This is a genomic window from Enterobacter sp. P82 (genome assembly GCF_037053385.1).
Lineage (GTDB): Bacteria > Pseudomonadota > Gammaproteobacteria > Enterobacterales > Enterobacteriaceae > Enterobacter.
Genome location: NZ_JBALHX010000001.1, coordinates 1185535 through 1204850, shown reverse-complemented (window position 1 = coordinate 1204850; position 19316 = coordinate 1185535). Strand labels below are relative to the sequence as shown.

The following is a 19316-nucleotide window of genomic DNA, read 5'->3' as shown; positions in this document are numbered from 1 at the left end:
GGGCCGGGTAACGGCTACGCCTTACCCGGCCTACACGAGCTACGCTACGTTGGGTGTTTCGCACCACGCCTTCACGCTCATCCCGCGCAAGATCATCAGCCAGGCGATGACAATGGCGACCATCATAATCACAAATAACGACCAGTGCGGCAGGTTGGTCAGGATAATACCGGTGATCATCGGGTTTGCTGCAGCCCCCAGCCAGCCTAACGCCTGCGCGGAGAAGTAGCTCGCTTTCATTCCTGGTGGAGCGATATTGTCGATCAACATGTATTCACCCGGCGCATAGATAATCTCACCCAGCGTGAAAATGGCGGCAGCGATACCCCAGTAAATCAGGTTCTCTCCGGAGAGCATGAAGCCGCCGAGTCCCATAATAAAAAACAGGGTCGCGAGGGTCATCAGCGGGCGAATATTGCTGGCAGAGATCTTGCGGCCCAGCGCATATTGCAGCGTCACCACCACGGCGGCGTTTACGGGCAATACCACGGCGACCACTTTTTCAGCGAAATCACTGTCTGCATGCGCAGCCAGAACGTATTGCGAAATACAGCTCGCGAACGACCCTCCCACGTAGGACGCCAGCAGGCCAGAGAGCGTGTACCAGAACAGCGCGCGGTCTTTAAGCAATACTGACGGCTGCCACGGTGTCTTCTCCTCTGCGGTATCTAACGCCACGCTTTTCTGTACAAAGAAGTGGATAAATCCGAGCGGCAGTGCAGCACAGAAGGCGGCCAGCCAGAACGGTAACTGCAGGCTATACATTACCAGCAGGGTGCCAATAGGCGGCCCAATCGTCCAGCCAATATTCAGAAAGCTGTAATTCAGCGAGAAGACACGCGCTTTCTGACTTGCGGTGAGCACATCGGAGAACCAGGCCTTCAGCACCGTCGAAAAGACGGAATAGGCGCAGTTGATCAGCGCAAAGAAGAGCACCACCAGCGTGACGTTATCGACCAGCGGGATCGCGACAAATCCGGCGATAAAGGCCACGATCGCGATCAGCATGTAGCGTTTTTTATCAAACTTATCGGCGAGAATGCCAAACCCCAGGCTGAACACCACGCCGATAGTCAGCGCAATCGTCAGGGCATAACCAATATTCTCGACGCTCATGCTATAGACGCGCGTGAGATAAATGGTCATAAACGGCAGCGTTGCCCCCCGACCGATTGTTAACAACAATGACGATGCCAGCAGCGCTGCGGTTGAGCGCCTGAGAGATGGTTTCATATTCCTGCCCGACAATTGCTTATGCTTTTTTTGTGGTGTCCTAAAAGGAGTATCACGACATAAGGGGCTTGTATAGCACCTAATTTATCCGTAAGTGCTTAGTCTTACTGCCAGAATTAATGATCTTCTCGCAGCGCGCTTTTTTCTGTTACCTTGAAGTGTTAACAAATAATTAATATTTCAGGGGCAGGGTATGACGCGTAAAGACGGGCTGCTGGCGTTGCTGGTGGTCGTAGTATGGGGTCTCAATTTTGTAGTTATCAAGCTGGGGCTGCACAACATGCCCCCACTTATGCTGGCCGGTTTACGTTTCATGCTGGTGGCGTTCCCGGCGCTCTTTTTCGTCGCCCGTCCTAAAATCCCGTTGAAACTGCTGCTGGGCTATGGCCTGACCATCAGCTTTGGCCAGTTCGCGTTTCTCTTCTGTGCCATCAAGTTCGGAATGCCGGCCGGTCTTGCCTCGCTGGTGTTACAGGCGCAGGCGTTCTTTACCATTATTCTCGGCGCGTTTGTGTTTGGTGAGCGTCTGCAGGGCAAACAGCTGGCGGGGATCACGCTCGCGGTGTTTGGCGTGCTGGTACTGATTGAAGCCAGTCTGAATGGTCAGGATGTGGCGCTACTCGGCTTTATGCTGACGCTGGCGGCGGGGCTGAGCTGGGCATGCGGGAATATCTTCAACAAATTGATTATGCAGCACGAGGCGCGTCCGGCGGTTATGTCGCTGGTGGTCTGGAGTGCGCTGCTCCCGATAATCCCGTTTCTGGCGGCGTCGTTTATTCTGGATGGTCCGGATGTGATGCTGAACAGCCTGGTTGAAATCGATCTCACCACGATTTTGTCACTACTCTACCTGGCGTTTGTGGCCACCATTATCGGCTATGGGATCTGGGGTTCACTGCTCGGCAAGTATGAAACCTGGCGCGTCGCGCCGCTGTCGCTGCTGGTTCCGGTGGTGGGGCTTGCCAGTGCGGCACTCTTACTGAATGAAACGCTGAGCGCGCTGCAACTGCTTGGCGCTGTGCTGATCATGGCCGGGTTGTATATTAATGTCTTTGGCTTTCGCGTGCGTCGGGCGACGCGGGTCAGTGGAAAGGCATAAAAAAAGCCCCGCATCTGCGGGGCAAAACGAATCAGAGGCCGTGCTGATTATAATAAGGCACGCCTAATTCGTCGGACTTGTCGCTACCAGCACCCATGTGGTTGAAATCATAAGGTGACTGGCCATGTGCTGACGGCAAAATCATCGTATCAGGATTATTTTGCTGCGTTGCACGAGGTGTTTGCTCCGCGAAGGTCTGGCTGGAGAACAGCACCAGCAAGGCGAGGGCGGCGGAGGCGATAGCTTTCATGATTTCCTCGGTTACGTCTTTAAAGGCGATGATTAACTACAATGTTTTAACGGATACAGGTATCGGGATTCCCCCGGCACGCTGGTAATTCGGTACTTATGAGGTGGCACGTCAAAGTAGTTCTTGAACGTACGCGTCAGGGTTTGTTGCGATTCAAATCCGTAACGCTCCGCCAGATAAAGGATCGGCTCATTGCTTTCTTTCAGTTTCTGGGCAATTTCTGTCAGCTTGCGGCTGCGAATATATTGACCTAATGAATGGCCGGTCTCTTTTTTGAACATCCGTTGCAGGTGCCATTTGGAGTAACCTGAACGCTCGGACACTTTTTCAAGGGAGAGCGGCGATTCCAGGTTATCTTCGATCCAGTCCAAAATGCTATGAATGGTGATAGCGTCAGTATTGCGTCTGGACATCGTCATACCTCTTATTCTGTTTACGGCAGTATTTTCTTAAGCAAAAGCTCAAGGGTTGCCACTTCATCTGCCGTTAAGTTTTTTGTGAGTTCCTGATGTAATTTTTGTCCTACTAATTGATGACATTGTTCGCACATCGCTGCGCCATCGTCGGTCAGTTTGACCAGTACGCCGCGTTTGTCATTCGGGTTAGGGCTTCGTTCTATCCATCCTTTGCAGACGAGACGATCCAGCATGCGGGTTAATGCACCCAGATCGACAGAGAGCACCTTTTTCAGCTCAACCGGCGTGATACACACTTCGCAGCGAATGGAACACAGCACTTTGAACTGTGTTGCGGTGATATCCAGCGGTGACAAATAGTCATTGAGCAGGCGATCTTTTTTCTGATTGACCATATGAATAAGACGACCCAGTGGAATAATGTCGTTGAAGAGATCACTGGTGCTTTTCACAATGGTTGCCCTGGCAAGTAGTTTAGTCACGGCAGATATTATTGCTCAGGCAAGTATAAGTCAACTGAATGAATTAACCGATGCCACGAATTGCTAAAACGTTTCATGCACGTTTTTTGAGGTCTTTCAAATCAGATAGATAACCAGGAGTAATTGTTCACGGAGGAAAATAATCGTTACGTTGAGCAGATGGATGAATGTCACACTTTCCCCCTATAATTGCTGTGTTAAATATGGATAAGGATAACGACGCACTATGTTGGATTTGATGAAAGCAATTGGTCTTGGGCTGGTGGTATTACTGCCGTTGGCCAACCCGTTAACGACGGTTGCGCTCTTCCTCGGACTGGCGGGGAACATGAACAGCGCCGAGCGTAATCATCAGTCGATGATGGCCTCCGTATATGTATTCGCCATCATGATGGTGGCTTACTACGCCGGACAACTGGTGATGAACACCTTCGGGATTTCTATCCCTGGCCTGCGTATCGCCGGGGGGCTGATTGTGGCCTTTATCGGTTTCCGTATGCTGTTCCCGGCGCAAAAAGCGCATGAGTCACCGGAAGCGACCAGTAAATCCGAAGAGCTTGAAACTGAACCGAGTGCGAATATCGCCTTTGTGCCCTTAGCCATGCCGAGTACGGCGGGGCCGGGTACCATTGCGATGATCATCAGCTCCGCATCCACGGTGCGTGACAGCGCAACCTTCCCGGACTGGGTACTGACGGTTGCTCCGCCGCTGATTTTTGCGTTGATCGGAATCATCGTGTGGGCGTCTTTGCGCAGTTCTGGTGCGATTATGCGCTGGGTAGGCAAGGGCGGTATCGAGGCGATTTCCCGTCTGATGGGCTTCTTACTGGTCTGTATGGGCGTGCAGTTTATTATTAACGGCGTGCTGGAAATTATTAAGACTTACCATTAAGTTCATTGCCGGGTGGCGGCTTCGCCTTACCCGGCACAAACAAACGTCACCCGTGTTGCCGCTGTTCTTCCAGCGCCACCGGCCATTTACGGAAGATGAGCACCGACCAGATCAGCGCTACCAGCGCAGGAATGGCACCCAGATAGCCAATCGCCGACATCGACACATGCAGGCTGATTTGATTTCCCACCAGCGCGCCCGCGCCAATCCCCAGATTAAAAATACCCGAGAAGAGTGACATTGCGACGTCTGTCGCATCCGGTGCCAGGGCCAGAACTTTCACCTGCATGCCCAGACCGATAATCATGATCGCCACGCCCCAGAACAGACTGAGGATCGCCAGATGGTTTTCACTTCCTGCAGCGGGCATCAGTAACAGCAGGCAGGCCAGCAGCAGGCCAATAGCACTACTCACCAGAGTGGAGGCATGCTGGTTACCCAACTTACCAAACAGAATGCTGCCAATAATGCCCGCTCCACCGAGGATCAACAGTAATACCGTGGCAAAGTTGGCGCTAAAGCCCGCCACAACCTGTACAAACGGCTCAATGTAGCTATACGCCGTGTAATGCGCCGTCACCACAATGACGGTAAGCAGGTAGATACTCAGTAACGCCGGGCGACGCATCAGTAGCGGCAGGCTTTTCAGCGAGCCAGAATGTTCGCTTGGCAGCGTCGGCAGCAGTTTGATCAGGCAAACCAGCGTGATCAGTGCCCCCATGCCGATGGCGAAGAAGGTGGTACGCCAGCCGAAATATTGCCCTACGATGCGGCCAATAGGCAGACCCAATACCATCGACAGCGCCGTACCGGTGGCAATCAGGCTCAGCGCCTGGGCACGTTTACCGGCCGGCGCCAGTCGTATAGCCAGAGACGCAGTAATCGACCAGAACACAGCGTGGGCAAAGGCAATGCCGACGCGGCTAATGACCAGCACGGTAAAACTCCACGCCATAAACGACAAAACGTGGCTGGCAATAAACAACGCAAACAGACCGATTAACAGCTTACGCCGCTCTATCTGACTGGTCATGAGCATAAACGGCAAGGACATCAGCGCCACCACCCAGGCGTAGATGGTCAACATAATGCCCACCTGCGCCGTTTCCATCTGGAAACTTTCCGCGATATCAGACAACAGCCCAACCGGAACAAATTCTGTGGTGTTAAAAATAAATGCGGCAATAGCCAGCGTGACCACCCGTAGCCACGCAACTCTGCGGGAAACTGTGTTCGTTGTCATAGGGATGTCGGAGATTCGTTGCTGAAAAGAAGAGAGGTCGATCTTAAAACGTTAAATGGTGAAAACTCAATTATTATGTGATGTAGATCTCAATATTTACCTTATGAAAGCGGTAGCCGGGAACGTCGTTTTCATTGAATATAAAAGAACAACATAATAAAAACAGGCGGTAAGACAATGCAGGAGATTGATTTTTATCTGGTTGATGCCTTCAGTGACAAAACTTTTGGCGGCAATCCGGCAGCAGTTTGCCCGTTGAAGACATGGTTACCCGATGAGACCTTGCTGAGAATGGCGCAAGAGCATAATCAGTCGGAGACGGCTTTTTTCGTCTGCAGTAAAGGGGGGATTGAGCTACGCTGGTTTACCACTCTTACGGAAGTGAATCTCTGCGGTCACGCCACGCTGGCGGCGGCGTATGTCCTGTTTACCGAACTGGATTATCCCGACTCGCGGATCCACTTTGATACCGCATCTGGCCGCCTGACGGTAAGCCGTGAAGGTGACTGGATGACACTGGATTTTCCGGCATGCCCAACGCATGAAGAGACGCCCCCGCCGGAAATGCTCTCTGCCCTGGGGATCAGCAACTACGCTGAAGCCCGTAAAGGCCGGGCCTGGCTCATCGTGCTGGACGATCGCCAGCAGGTCGAAGCGCTCGCGCCAGACATCTCCGCGATGACGCCAGGCGAACATAAAGTAACGGTAACGGCACGGGGAGACAGTGAATATGATTTTGTCAGCCGCTTCTTCTCGCCGGGGGTGTCCGTCCCGGAAGATCCGGTTACCGGCTCTGCGCACACGATGCTCATTCCTTACTGGGGTGAAAAACTGCGTAAAACGACGATGCTTGCTCGTCAGGTTTCCGCACGCGGCGGGGATGTCCGTTGCGAACTGAAAGGCTCACGTGTGCTGATGAGCGGCCAGGCAGCACTCTATTTGAAAGGCACAGTTTTTCTGCGCTGAATACCCATAACAAGAGAGGAAGAGACAATGCAGGAAATTGAATTTTATCTGGTGGATGCCTTTAGTGACAAAACGTTTGGCGGCAATGCGGCAGCAGTGTGTCCTCTGGAAGAGTGGTTGCCGGACGAGACGCTGCTCAAAATGGCGCAGCAGCATAACCAGTCTGAGACAGCTTTTTTTGTGAGAACCGACGGCGGGTTTGAGTTGCGCTGGTTTACCACGCTGGATGAAATTAACCTGTGCGGCCATGCCACGCTGGCGGCATCACACGTTATTTTCGAGTACCTTGATTATCCGCATACCGAAATCACCTTCACCACGCGCTTTGTCGGCGAACTGACGGTAAAACGCAGCGGCGACTGGCTGACGCTGAATTTCCCTGCGTGGTCAACGGAGGTGGTCGACAACCCACCTGCGGGGCTGTTTAGTGCGCTGGGCATCACAAAGGCGAAAGAGGTGCGCGTTGGTCGAGATTACATGGTGATGCTGGAGAGCCAGCAGGCGGTGGAAGCACTAACGCCGGACATCGCGGCGATGCTCCCGCTGGATAAAATGGTTTGCGTGACGGCGCCGGGTGATGAGTACGATTTCGTCAGTCGCTTCTTCTGCCCGGGTGAAGGGGTGCCGGAAGATCCGGTCACCGGGTCGGCTCACAGTATGCTGATCCCCTACTGGAGTGAGAAGTTGGGTAAAACCTCACTGAATGCCCGCCAGGTGTCGTATCGCGGCGGGGATCTGCGCTGCGAACTGAAGGGTGACCGGGTGTTAATTGGCGGCCAGGCGACTTTGTATCTGAAAGGGCGCATCTATTTACGCTAACCGTGCGGCGCTGGTTGTGGACGTTCGTTTAGCAGCGCTATAAAGGCCTCCAGTTGGCGGGTCATTGCACCGCGTCGCCAGACCAGCCAGGTGGTCAGCCAGCGCCAGTTTTCTGCCAGCGGCCACGCCTCAACCTGATGATGCCCCGGCATGCTTTCCAGCATTGAACGGGGCATCAGCGCAATACCCGCACCCGCGATAACACAGGCGAGCATGCCGTGATAGGACTCCATCTCATGAATGCGGCCAGGCGTGGCTCTGTCTGCATGAAACCAGCTTTCCAGGTGTCGACGGTACGAGCAGTTAGCGCGAAAAGCGTAGACGTCGCTACCGCTCACCTGCGTGGCACGTTTGACCTCCGCGTGCCCGGCGGGGGTGACCAGCATCATTTCTTCGCGGTAGACGGGCATTCCCTCCAGCTCCGGGTGCGAAAGTGGCCCGTCGACAAAGGCGGCGCTTAAGGTTCCCTCCAGTACGCCATCAATCATCGTCCCGGATGGTCCGGTAGAAAGGGCAAACTGGATACGTGGGTAGCGCTGATTAAACTGCGCCAGCGTCTCAGGGATGCGTACCACTGCGGTACTTTCCAGCGCCCCGAGGGCAAATAACCCCTGGGGTTCATCTCCCGCGACGACCATGCGCGCTTCATCCACGAGCGCCAGGATCTGCTTGCTGTAGCGCAGGAAGTTATGCCCGGCGGGGGATAAACGCAAACGCTGGTTCTCACGAATAAACAACTCAACGCCAAGGTCAGCTTCCAGCTGGCGAATGCGGGTCGTCAGGTTGGACGGCACGCGATGCACCTTCTGCGCCGCCTGGGTGATACTGCCCGTCTGTGCGACGGCGTTAAACATTTCAAGCTGGGTTAAATCCATAGCATTCTCGATTCGTGAATAAGGTGGTTAGTATTATTCATTTTTAAGAAATAGCAGAGTGGGCCACAATCGATCAACCGTTTTAACGTGGGGAACATCATGACTTATTCACCTGCAACACATGCCCTCTCTGTGAACCCGACAACAGGGGAAACGCTCGCAGCCTGGCCGTGGGCAACCCAGGAGGAGGTTGAACACGCGATTTCACTGTCTGACGCGGGTTTTCGTCAGTGGCGATGCGAAAGCGTTTCACACCGTGCGCAGAAACTACGCGATCTTGGCGCAGCGCTGCGCAACCGTGCGGAAGAGATGGCGCAGATGATCTCCCGGGAAATGGGAAAACCCATTCTGCAGGCGCGGGCGGAAGTGGCAAAATCAGCCGGTCTGTGCGACTGGTATGCTGAGCACGGCCCGGCGATGCTGCGTGCGGAGCCCACGCTGGTGGAAAACCAGAAGGCGGCGATTGAGTACCGACCAATGGGACCGGTTCTCGCGGTGATGCCGTGGAACTTCCCGCTCTGGCAGGTGCTGCGTGGCGCGGTACCGATCCTGCTGGCCGGGAACAGCTATCTGCTTAAGCATGCGCCGAACGTCCTCGGTTCAGCCGATCTTATTGCGCAGATTTTTGCAGACGCAGGGTTTCCTGAAGGTGTTTTTGGTTGGGTGAATGCCACTAATGATGGCGTGAGCCAGGTGATTAACGATCGTCGTATTGCGGCAATTACCGTAACCGGCAGCGTGCGTGCCGGTGCGGCGATTGGCGCCCAGGCCGGGGCGGCGCTGAAAAAATGCGTTCTTGAACTGGGGGGCTCTGACCCATTCATCGTTCTCAACGATGCTGACCTGGATCTTGCCGTGAAGGCGGCGGTAGCGGGTCGCTACCAGAACACTGGACAGGTGTGTGCGGCGGCAAAACGCTTCATTGTGGAAGAGGGTATTGCGGATACTTTTACCCAACGTTTTGTCGATGCGGTTTCTGCGCTGAAGATGGGTGCTCCGGATCGGGAAGAGAACTATATTGGCCCGATGGCGCGTTTTGACCTGCGCGATGAACTGCATCAGCAGGTGCAGGCCACCCTGGCTGAAGGGGCAACGTTGCTGCTGGGCGGGGAGAAAATCAGCGGTGAGGGTAACTATTACGCACCAACCGTGTTGTCGAACGTTACCCCATCGATGACGGCGTTCCGCCAGGAGCTGTTTGGTCCGGTCGCGGCCATCACAGTAGCGAAAAACGCGGAACATGCTCTGCAACTGGCAAATGACAGTGACTTTGGACTCTCCGCCACCGTATTTACCGCCGATGAAGCGCTTGCGGATACATTCTCTCGCGAGCTGGAATGCGGCGGGGTGTTTATCAATGGCTATAGCGCCAGCGACGCGCGCGTAGCCTTTGGTGGCGTGAAGAAGAGTGGATTTGGCCGCGAGCTTTCCCACTTTGGGCTGCACGAGTTCTGCAACGTGCAGACGGTGTGGAAGGATCGCGTGTAATTTATTCGGCCCTCATCACGAGGGCCGTTGTCATTTCTCTGCAATGGTTCTGTCATTTTCATTTCGTAGACTCGCACGCGTCTAACGCATTGTTAATGAAGATAATTATGAACCTAACGCAAATTTTTCGCTGTATTGCGCAGCGTCTCACCCCTCGTCACTTTGGCCTGCTGACGGGCATCTTTTGCATTATTGGCCTTTTCTCCGCGCTGCAGCTCTCCTCGTCATTCCTGCTTAACGCCTCCCTGAATGAAGCTCAGCATAACGAGCAGAAAAATCTGCTGGCGTATCAGCAGCAGAGCAAGCTGGATCTGGCCCGTGTCTCCCTGCTGGCGGCAAGCGATCTGCTTAACCGGTCCGGCGTCTGGTTTATGCAGGATAAAGAGACCGGCTCCGACGGAAGCTGGCATAGCCTGATGGATGACGCGCAAAAGGCGCTGACGGTTTCTCAGCAGGCATGGAAGGCCTGGCTGGCGCTTAACCCGCCGAAAGATGATGCTCTGACGAATAGCTATCAGCTGTTCTATGGCGCGATCAAAGAGCAGGCTGAAGCTCTGGTCAAAACTAACACTATTGATGCGTTTTTTACCGTACCGGCTCAGGCATTTCAGACAGACTTTAACGACAACTATGCACGTTATCAGCAAGCCAGCGAGAAGCAGGCCATGCAGGGCCGCCAGACGTTGATGGCACAGCTTTCTGGTCTGCAAACGTTGTTCCTGTTTGCTCCGGTTCTGTTACTCGCCATTGCCGTTGCCGTCTGGTTCGGCATGTCCAGATGGGTGATTACGCCGTTGCGTCAGTTGATTGCGCACATCAACCGACTGGCTGCCGGGGATCTCTCCGGCACTCCACCGGGTGTTACGCGTTTTAACCGGGAAATAGGGCAGCTCAGCGACAGTATTACCACCATGCAACAGGGGTTACAGCAACTGGTGTCTCAGGTCAGTAATGCCACCACCTCTATGGTAGAGAACATTGGTTCTCTTGCGCAGGGTAACCAGAAGCTGTATCAGCAGTCAGCACGCCAGGCGAAAGAGCTTGAGGACGTGACGGCGCATATTGCGGCACTGGAAACGCATGTAGAAGGGAACACGGGTTATGCCAGACTCGCCAGCTCGCGAGCGGATGAAGCGCGCCAGGCGGCAATTGGCGGAGACCAGATGATGTCTACCGTTAATGCCTCTATGCAGGCGATCGTCGACCGATCCTCAGAGATGCGCGGGATCGTGGCAATGATCGACAGTGTGGCGTTTCAGACCAATATCCTGGCGCTAAATGCCGCCATCGAGGCTGCCCATGCCGGGAACCAGGGGCGGGGGTTCGCCGTCGTCGCCAGGGAAGTCGGACTGCTGGCCAGAAAGAGCAGCCACTCGACGCAGACTATCCAGGAACTTATCAATCGCTCATTACAGGGGATTGAGGACGGTTCCCGCGCCGTTAAGCGGATGGAGGATAACTTGCAGCAGGTCACCGGTCTGGTGGGGAATTTAAGTAGTTTGCTGAATGAGATCTCAGCCGCCACGCTCAGTCAGGGAGAGAGTATTCATCAGATGACAAGCCAACTTCAGGCGCTGAATCAGGTCTCTCGTCAGACGGATTTACTGGTCTCTGACGCCTCGGATGCTTCTCTGCGGCTGCAGAAGCAATCCGATCTTTTATTGCAGGCGGTTTCGCGTTTTCGTCTTAGCGCCTGACGTAATACATAAGCCTCTGTTATACTCGCAGCCCGTTTTAGCCTGAGGGCAAGGAGCAAAGTGTGGCTGCGGTCATCCATAATGAGATGTTGGACGAGATTCTGGCGCAGGTTCGTCCGTTAATTGGAAAGGGGAAGGTTGCCGACTACATTCCGGCCCTTGCCTCGGTCAGCGGGAATAAACTTGGCATCGCTATCTGCACCCTGGACGGACAGCGATACCAGGCAGGCGATGCAACTGAACGTTTTTCCATTCAGTCCATTTCCAAAGTGCTGAGCCTGGTTGCAGCCATGCGCCAGTATGAAGAAGACGAAATCTGGCAGCGCGTGGGTAAAGATCCTTCCGGCCAGCCTTTTAACTCACTGCTGCAGCTTGAAATCGAACAGGGTAAGCCGCGAAATCCCTTCATCAACGCCGGGGCGCTGGTAGTCTGCGACATGTTGCAAAGCCGCCTCAGCGCGCCACGTCAGCGAATGCTTGAGATTGTTCGCCAGCTTTCAGGCGTAGACGATATCGCCTACGATCCAGTGGTGGCGCGCTCGGAATTTGAACACTCCGCACGCAATGCCGCTATCGCCTGGTTGATGAAATCCTTCGGCAATTTCCATAATGACGTGGCGACCGTTCTGCAAAATTACTTCCATTACTGCGCCCTGAAAATGAGCTGCGTTGAGCTGGCTCAAACGTTCCTGTTCCTGGCACACCAGGGGCACGCTCCGCATCTTAACCAGGAGGTGGTTTCACCTCTGCAGGCGCGTCAGGTTAATGCCCTGATGGCAACCAGCGGGATGTATCAAAATGCTGGCGAGTTTGCCTGGCGTGTCGGCCTCCCGGCCAAATCAGGCGTTGGCGGTGGTGTGGTGGCGATTGTACCTCATGAAATGGCGATTGCCGTCTGGAGCCCGGAACTGGATGAAACGGGGAATTCGCTTGCCGGTGTGGCGGTTCTGGAGCAACTGACCCAACGTCTTGGGCGTTCCGTATACTGATGTCTGACCTGGAGCCTCTCTTTTCCCGCCTGGCGCGATCGAGTTTTCGTTCGCGCTTTCGCTTAGGCGATAAGGAAAGACAGTACTGCTGGGACAAAGGCGCCGAAACCATCGATCGGCATGCCGCTGACTTTGTAGAAAAGCGCCTTGCTCCGGCCTTGCCGGTAAATGATGGCAAACAGACACCGATGCGTGGTCACCCGGTGTTTATTGCCCAACATGCTACGGCCACCTGTTGTCGGGGTTGTCTGGCAAAATGGCATAACATTCCGCAGGGTGTTCAGCTTACGGCGCAGCAACAGCATTATATCGTCAGCGTGATCCACCACTGGCTGGTGCTCCAGATGAACACCTAAATTTGACGAGTTATGATCCCGTTGTAATTGTGTTATAGATGCATCCTAAGTTAGTCCCGACCATGCTGACGACCGCAGTAATTGCCATAAGCAACATATGGAATGATATTTAATGCGTTCTGCTCTTACCGCTTTCAGGCTGTTCCAACCCGATACGCCGCTGCGAAATACGTTGGCGATTTTTATTCTCACCTCCTTGTTCTATTTTGTAGGGGCGGAATTACGGCTGATTGAGGCTTTGTCGCTGTTCTGGCCGCTGAATGGCGTCATGGCGGGGATCTTTGCCCGTTATGTCTATCTGAATCGCCTGCATTATTACGCGGTGTCGTATGTTGCTATGCTGACGTACGACGCAGTGACGACCAACTGGGGAATGGCCTCAGTGGTGATTAATCTGTCTAATATGATCTTTATCGTTGTTGTCGCCGTGTTGGTTCAGCGCGACAGACGGTTAATGAAGAAAACCCCCGACCCGCTCAACGCGTTACGTCTGTTTAACTACTGCCTGATTGCCGCGCTGCTTTGTGCGTTGCTCGGTGCGGTGGGGTCAGTGGGGATTGATAGTCACACCTTCTGGCCGCTTTTTGCCGACTGGTTTAGCGAACAATTCTCAACCGGCGTGCTTGTTGTGCCTTGTATGCTTACGTTACGTATGCCCCTGCGTGAATTCAGGTTACGTCTTGAACAGCTCTTGCCGGTGATTGCCTTGATCGTCTCGGTGGTTGCATCGGTGGTGATTGGCGGGGCGGGGAGTCTCTCATTTCCTCTTCCTGCACTTATCTGGTGTGCGGTTCGCTACTCATTGCCTGCGACCTGTCTGCTGACGTTTATCACGGGCGCGACTGAAATCATTCTGGTCGCCAACTCGATTATTAATATTGCCGTGGCGACGCCGTTTACGACGCCGATGATGTTTTCAGCCCGTCTGGGGATCGCCACAATGGCGATCTGCCCGGTGATGGTATCCGTCAGCATGGCAGCGATTAATTCCCTGATTCGCCAGGTTTCTCTCAGGGCTGATTACGACTTTTTAACGCAGGTTTACTCGCGTTCCGGCCTTTATGAGGCGTTGAAGCGTGAAGAAACGTATCGCCATTCACGTTTTCTGACCGTCATGCTGCTGGATATTGATTACTTCAAAAGCATTAATGATAACTACGGCCATGAGTGCGGGGACCGCGTGCTGGCGTCGTTTGCCCGGCAGGTTCAGGAGGTCGTTGGTGAAGATGGCATGGTGGCGCGAATGGGCGGAGAAGAGTTTGCTGTGGTGGTAAACTCTGGCGACGCGCAGAATGGTTTTGAACTGGCTGAGCGCATCCGGTCCACCGTTGCCAGTCACCCTTTTACATGGCGTCAGCAAGCACTCCATTTGACGGTCAGTATTGGCCTGGGGAGTGGCAAGGCTGAGTCATGGCAGTTGACGGAGGTCTTCAATAAACTGATGGCCGAAGCGGACGATCATCTCTATCGTTCAAAAAAAGCGGGTCGAAATCGTACCAGCGCCCGGGTGTCGGATGAGCAAATTGCCGCGACCTCCGGAAGTGAAACATAGCTGCGTTAATCGTCATAAGGCATTGACGTGAATAGTAAGCGACTTAACAGGATGTTCGAACACTGACAACGTTCCTGTTTAAGCTACGCTTTGAGTAACGCTTTACGTCAGGAGACATTATGAAAGCACCTGCAATCCCTGAAAATGAAACGGAACGTCTTAACTCACTGCGTGAGTCTGGCTTGCTTGAGATTGACGGTTCCCCATCGTTTGACCGCTTAACACGACTGGCAAAACGCTTCTTCCAGGTGCCGTTGGCGATGGTCAATCTTATTGATGAACATGCGCTGATCGTTAAGTCAGCCGATGGGCAGGCACCCGGCACTGTGCCGCGTAACATCTCATTTTGTGGCCATACGATCCTGACCGAAGCGCCGCTGGTGGTGGGAGATATGCTCAAGGACGATCGTTTTGCGGATAATCCGCTGGTGGCCGGTGAACCTGGTGTTCGTTTCTACGCGGGCTTCCCGTTGCGTTTGCGTGATGGCGCAAGCGTAGGCTCGCTATGTCTGGTTGATTACGTGCCCCGCGAGTTTTCAGCGGCGGATCTCGCCGTACTGGGAGATCTTGGCGCTTTGGCAGAAGATGAATTTGCCGCGATCAGTGCTTCGACGACGGATGAATTGACCGGGCTGTTTAACCGCCGGGGCTTTAATCAACTCATGCGTTTCACCCTTTCCATTGCCCGACGCAGAGCTGAGCCGTTAACCCTTGGTTGGCTGGATTTGGATCGTTTTAAAGAGATTAACGATCGTTTTGGTCATGAAGAAGGCGATAAGGCGCTGAAAGTGATGGGACAACTGATGCGCGCTTCTTTCCGTGAGGCGGATCTGCTGGTGCGTTTTGGTGGAGATGAGTTCGCCGTATTGTTCGCGGATACGGATGAGCAGGGAGCCTGGATCGCTATGCAGTATCTCGTCGAGCAAGTCGAAAACTATAACGCCCGCAAATTACACCCCTGGTCGCTCCAGTTCTCCTGGGGGTTAAGTGAGTTCGACCATAACCGCAATGACCCGCAACAGTGGTTGAAAGATGCTGATGAAAAGATGTATGCCATGAAACTGCAGCGCCAGTGCGCCCGGTGACATAACAAAAGCCTATGTTCGATCCGTTTGCGTTAAGAAGATGTTAAATGCACAGTGAGCGTATTCAACGTAAGGAATAACAATGAATACCTCACTGCAAATCAAAAGCCTCACCCGCGAAGACATTCTCACCCATATTGATGCCCTGGCCGGGATCCTCGAAAACTGTGTCAACGGCGGCGCATCCGTCAGCTTTATGCTTCCCTTTAGTCTGGAGAAGGGCCGCTCTTTCTGGCGCGGTGTTGCTGAAAGTGTAGGGCGCAATGAGCGCCTCGTGCTGGCCTGTGTCGACCCGCAGGACGGCATCATCGGAACGGTGCAGTTAATCACCGACCAGCCGGAAAACCAGCCTCATCGTGCGGATGTGGCAAAGCTGCTCGTTCATGAGAAAGCGCGCCGGAAAGGGGCCGCGATGGCGCTAATGGAAGCGCTTGAAGTTCAGGCCAGAGCCAGAGGCATTTCCGTGCTGGTGCTTGATACTTCCACAGGCAGCGGCGCCGAGACGTTTTACCAGCGCGCTGGCTGGCAAAAGGTCGGCGAGATCCCACGCTATGCTCTTATGCCGGACGGTGCCATGACGGCCACGTCCGTGTTCTACAAGTTCCTGTAATTATTTTGCACAACTGCACCGGGATTGATCAAAACAGGGTTTCTGGTCGTCAGGTTTTGATAGGTTATCGTACCAATCTTATCAGGCTGTATGACTAATTATAAAAGGAACCTAAAGTGGACACTCTCAACCGTCGTGATTTTCCCGGTGCGCAATATCCTGAACGTATCATTCAGTTTGGTGAAGGCAATTTCCTGCGTGCGTTCGTCGACTGGCAACTCGATTTGTTAAACGAACATGCCGATCTTAACGCTGGTGTGGTTATCGTTCGTCCTATTCAAAGTGACTTCCCGCCGTCGCTCAGTACTCAGGATGGTTTGTATACCACGATTATTCGTGGCCTGAATGCGCAAGGTGAGGCGGTGAGCGATGCGCGTCTTATCCGTTCCGTTAACCGGGAGATCAGCGTCTATAGCCAATATGATGAGTTCCTGAAACTGGCTCACAACCCGGAGATGCGCTTTGTTTTCTCGAATACCACCGAAGCCGGGATAAGTTATCACGCCGGTGACAGATTTGAAGATGCCCCCGCAGTGAGTTACCCGGCGAAGCTGACGCGACTGCTGTTTGAGCGTTTCAGTCACTTCAACGGCGCGCCAGACAAAGGCTGGATAATCATTCCCTGTGAATTGATTGACTACAACGGAGATGCACTTCGTGAACTGGTGTTGCGCTATGCGCAAGAGTGGGCGCTGCCTGCCGCTTTTATCCGCTGGCTGAACGAGGCCAACAGCTTCTGTTCGACGCTGGTCGACCGTATTGTGACAGGCTATCCGCGTGACGAAGTGGCCACGCTGGAAGCTGAGCTGGGTTATCACGATGGGTTCCTGGATACGGCTGAACATTTCTATTTATTTGTCATTCAGGGACCGGCATCCCTTGCCCGTGAGCTTTGCCTGGATAAATACCCGCTAAATGTGCTGATTGTTGATGACATCAAGCCATACAAAGAGCGAAAAGTCGCGATTCTGAACGGTGCGCACACGGCGCTGGTGCCGGTGGCATTTCAGGCAGGGCTGGATACAGTGGGTGAGGCGATGAATGATAGCGACGTTTGCGCCTTCGTCGAGAAAGCGATTTATCAGGAAATTATTCCTGTTCTGGATCTACCGCGTGATGAACTGGAATCTTTCGCCAGCGCGGTAACAGGTCGGTTCCGTAATCCTTACATCAGGCATCAGTTGCTCTCTATTGCGCTCAACGGCATGACCAAATATCGCACTCGTATACTGCCGCAGCTGCTGGCAGGGCAGAAAGCGACAGGTAAATTACCTGCACGCCTGACATTTGCCTTAGCGGCACTGATGGCGTTCTATCGTGCAGAGCGTAACGGGGAACGCTATCCGGTGCAGGATGATGCACACTGGCTCGAACGTTATCAACAGCTGTGGGCGCAGCATCACGATAAGCAGATCAGTACCCGTGAGCTGGTGCAGGCGGTATTGAGCGTAAGTGAGCACTGGGAGCAGGATCTCACACAGGTTCGTGGCCTCGTAGACCAGGTGACACTGGATCTTGATGCCATTTTGTTGAAAGGAATGCGCTCAGCGGTAAAACCGCTTTGCTAAGGACGTTACCCGGCTTCGGCCGGGTTTAATAACAACATCATTTAGTTACAACATACTATTAGGCCTGAATTTAAAATTCAGATGCAGCACCGTGCGGTTAAAGCTAAACAGGTGTGAAAATTCAATGTTCCATTAACATGCTTGCAACCGTGTGGGGGATCACGTTTAATAACCACGCTCTTTTCTTTTCTGAAACTCACTATGATTGTTCGTCCTAAGCAGCACTGGCTGCAAATGATTTTTGTCTGGCATGGCTCGGTACTGCCTAAAATCTACACCCGACTGTTACTTAACTTCCTGTTATCTATCGCCGTGATCGTGATGCTACCGTGGTATACCTCTCTCGGCATCAAATTTACGGTTGCGCCATTTAGCATTCTCGGCGTGGCGATCGCTATCTTCTTAGGTTTCAGAAACAACGCCTGTTATTCGCGCTACGTTGAAGCTCGCCTGCTTTGGGGGCAACTGATGATAGCGGCCCGCTCTCTGTTTCGCGAGGTAAAAAACACCCTACCAGACGATAAGTATCTGGGTGAATTTGTCCGCCTGCAGATTGCCTTCGCAAACTGTTTACGCATGACCCTGCGCCGGGAAATGAACGCCGGTCAGTTGTCTCGCTATCTTGCCGCAGATGATTTAAAAAAAGTGATGGAAGCCAACTCGCCGGCGAACCGTATTTTGCTGATCATGGGAGAGTGGTTGGCTGTTCGACGTCGTAACGGACAACTATCAGACATTCTTTTCCACAGTCTGAATAACCGTCTGAACGACATGTCCATCGTTCTGTCTGGTTGTGAGCGTATTGCGACGACTCCAGTGCCGTTTGCGTATACGTTAATTCTGCACCGTACGGTGTATCTGTTTTGCATCATGCTGCCGTTCGCGCTGGTTGTGGACCTGCATTACATGACGCCGTTTGTCTCTGCGCTGATTTCTTACACTTTCATCTCGCTGGATGCGCTGGCGGAAGAACTGGAAGACCCGTTTGGTACAGAAAATAATGACCTGCCATTGGACGCCCTCTGCAACATGATGGAACGCGATCTGCTGCAGATGAACGATGAAGAGACTATTCCTGACAGGCTGATGCCGGATAAACATTATCAGCTGACCTGACGGGCGTTCCACTCGTCGCGGGTGATCTCCCACAGCTCAGATTCCAGTATTCCGCTGACGTACGCTTTCTTTTCTGTCCTGATAAGCCGCATGCCGCTACTGTCCGAAATACGTCGGGAGCGGCTGTTGGCGGCGGCTTTCGGGGCGCGTAATACGGGTTTGTTTAGCGTATTGAACCAGTAATCCGTCGCGGCAATGCTGGCCTCGCGCATATATCCCTGGCCCTGAAACTCCGGGGCCAACCAGAATCCTCGGTTGTTATCTTCCACATCGTACAGACAGATAATGCCCATCAGTTCATCGGGAACGTCGCGATGGCGGATGCTCCAGAACCATGCAATTCCTTTTGCCATATCCGGCAGCGCCACATTATTGACATAGTTTTCCGCGCCGTTATCCGGGTAGGGCCAGGGTACAGAAGAGACCATATAGCGGACGATCTCCCAGCGCGGATAAAGCTTCTGTATCTGGACGGCATCTTCGGCAACCAACGGTTTTAGCAATAGGCGTTCTGTCGTGAGAGTCGGTATCATCATCCGCGGATCTCCATATTTAAGCGTTATGCTTTTGTTTGGGTTCT

20 protein-coding genes are annotated in these 19316 nt (G+C 53.5%); 13 read left to right on the top strand and 7 right to left on the bottom strand.

Annotated features, from left to right (window positions below; genetic code table 11):
* Positions 1-39 precede the first annotated feature (39 nt).
* Entirely contained in the window at positions 40-1233 is a 1194-nt protein-coding gene (gene ydeE, locus WB237_RS05630; protein WP_336211243.1) for an efflux MFS transporter YdeE, read from the bottom strand.
* Positions 1234-1426: 193 nt separating this feature from the next.
* Between ydeE and eamA the strand changes: the two genes are divergently transcribed.
* Complete coding sequence (gene eamA, locus WB237_RS05625; protein WP_336211239.1) at positions 1427-2332, top strand: O-acetylserine/cysteine exporter; 906 nt, start codon at positions 1427-1429, stop codon at positions 2330-2332.
* Positions 2333-2363: 31 nt separating this feature from the next.
* On the opposite strand, the gene marB is transcribed toward eamA, so the two are convergent.
* From marB to marR, 3 genes are read right to left on the bottom strand one after another with little or no spacing between them, the layout of a single operon-like run.
* Entirely contained in the window at positions 2364-2582 is a 219-nt protein-coding gene (gene marB / locus WB237_RS05620) for a multiple antibiotic resistance protein MarB (RefSeq protein ID WP_129995816.1), read from the bottom strand.
* Positions 2583-2614: 32 nt separating this feature from the next.
* Positions 2615-2995, bottom strand: coding sequence for an MDR efflux pump AcrAB transcriptional activator MarA (marA, locus tag WB237_RS05615; protein WP_008502237.1), 381 nt, complete (start codon positions 2993-2995; stop codon positions 2615-2617).
* Between the two features lie 20 nt (positions 2996-3015).
* Complete coding sequence (gene marR, locus WB237_RS05610) at positions 3016-3450, bottom strand: multiple antibiotic resistance transcriptional regulator MarR (protein WP_114977245.1); 435 nt, start codon at positions 3448-3450, stop codon at positions 3016-3018.
* A 256-nt stretch (positions 3451-3706) separates the two neighbouring features.
* Between marR and WB237_RS05605 the strand changes: the two genes are divergently transcribed.
* Positions 3707-4372 carry a MarC family NAAT transporter gene (locus WB237_RS05605; RefSeq protein ID WP_336211232.1) on the top strand — a complete coding sequence of 222 codons (666 nt, stop codon included), beginning with the start codon at positions 3707-3709 and terminating at the stop codon, positions 4370-4372.
* 46 nt (positions 4373-4418) lie between these two features.
* Here the strand turns inward: WB237_RS05605 and WB237_RS05600 are convergent, their stop codons facing one another.
* Positions 4419-5615 (bottom strand): sugar transporter, encoded by a 1197-nt coding sequence (locus tag WB237_RS05600; RefSeq protein ID WP_336211230.1) that lies wholly within the window; start codon positions 5613-5615, stop codon positions 4419-4421.
* A 177-nt stretch (positions 5616-5792) separates the two neighbouring features.
* On the opposite strand from WB237_RS05600, the gene WB237_RS05595 reads away from it, so the two are divergent.
* On the top strand, positions 5793-6581 hold the full coding sequence (locus WB237_RS05595) for a PhzF family phenazine biosynthesis protein (protein ID WP_336211226.1): 789 nt from the start codon (positions 5793-5795) through the stop codon (positions 6579-6581).
* A 27-nt stretch (positions 6582-6608) separates the two neighbouring features.
* Positions 6609-7400 (top strand): PhzF family phenazine biosynthesis protein, encoded by a 792-nt coding sequence (locus tag WB237_RS05590; RefSeq protein WP_336211224.1) that lies wholly within the window; start codon positions 6609-6611, stop codon positions 7398-7400.
* Here WB237_RS05590 and ptrR read toward each other — a convergent pair.
* Positions 7397-8275, bottom strand: coding sequence for a putrescine utilization regulator PtrR (gene ptrR / locus WB237_RS05585; RefSeq protein WP_336211222.1), 879 nt, complete (start codon positions 8273-8275; stop codon positions 7397-7399). The two genes, WB237_RS05590 and ptrR, sit on opposite strands and share 4 nt — an antisense overlap.
* A 99-nt stretch (positions 8276-8374) precedes the next feature.
* Between ptrR and sad the strand changes: the two genes are divergently transcribed.
* The 9 genes from sad to WB237_RS05540 all read left to right on the top strand — a co-directional run bounded on the left by sad (position 8375) and on the right by WB237_RS05540 (position 18736).
* On the top strand, positions 8375-9763 hold the full coding sequence (gene sad, locus WB237_RS05580) for a succinate-semialdehyde dehydrogenase (protein ID WP_336211219.1): 1389 nt from the start codon (positions 8375-8377) through the stop codon (positions 9761-9763).
* 107 nt (positions 9764-9870) lie between these two features.
* A complete protein-coding gene (locus WB237_RS05575; RefSeq protein ID WP_336211217.1) occupies positions 9871-11460 on the top strand; it encodes a methyl-accepting chemotaxis protein in 1590 nt (529 codons plus the stop codon).
* 62 nt (positions 11461-11522) lie between these two features.
* Positions 11523-12449 carry a glutaminase B gene (gene glsB / locus WB237_RS05570; RefSeq protein ID WP_336211214.1) on the top strand — a complete coding sequence of 309 codons (927 nt, stop codon included), beginning with the start codon at positions 11523-11525 and terminating at the stop codon, positions 12447-12449.
* Positions 12449-12805 carry a DUF4186 domain-containing protein gene (locus WB237_RS05565; protein WP_336211211.1) on the top strand — a complete coding sequence of 119 codons (357 nt, stop codon included), beginning with the start codon at positions 12449-12451 and terminating at the stop codon, positions 12803-12805. Before glsB ends, WB237_RS05565 begins: the two co-directional genes overlap by 1 nt.
* A 112-nt stretch (positions 12806-12917) precedes the next feature.
* Positions 12918-14357: a sensor domain-containing diguanylate cyclase gene (locus tag WB237_RS05560; RefSeq protein WP_336211208.1), complete on the top strand. Its 1440-nt coding sequence runs from the start codon at positions 12918-12920 to the stop codon at positions 14355-14357.
* A 119-nt stretch (positions 14358-14476) separates the two neighbouring features.
* Positions 14477-15442, top strand: a complete 966-nt coding sequence (locus WB237_RS05555) for a sensor domain-containing diguanylate cyclase (RefSeq protein ID WP_336211205.1) — start codon at positions 14477-14479, stop codon at positions 15440-15442.
* Between the two features lie 82 nt (positions 15443-15524).
* Positions 15525-16052, top strand: a complete 528-nt coding sequence (locus WB237_RS05550) for a GNAT family N-acetyltransferase (RefSeq protein WP_336211202.1) — start codon at positions 15525-15527, stop codon at positions 16050-16052.
* 116 nt (positions 16053-16168) lie between these two features.
* Positions 16169-17620 carry a tagaturonate reductase gene (locus tag WB237_RS05545; RefSeq protein ID WP_336211199.1) on the top strand — a complete coding sequence of 484 codons (1452 nt, stop codon included), beginning with the start codon at positions 16169-16171 and terminating at the stop codon, positions 17618-17620.
* 201 nt (positions 17621-17821) lie between these two features.
* Complete coding sequence (locus tag WB237_RS05540; RefSeq protein WP_336211197.1) at positions 17822-18736, top strand: bestrophin family protein; 915 nt, start codon at positions 17822-17824, stop codon at positions 18734-18736.
* Here WB237_RS05540 and WB237_RS05535 read toward each other — a convergent pair.
* Positions 18724-19272: a GNAT family N-acetyltransferase gene (locus WB237_RS05535; protein ID WP_336211193.1), complete on the bottom strand. Its 549-nt coding sequence runs from the start codon at positions 19270-19272 to the stop codon at positions 18724-18726. The two genes, WB237_RS05540 and WB237_RS05535, sit on opposite strands and share 13 nt — an antisense overlap.
* Positions 19273-19316: the final 44 nt, after the last annotated feature.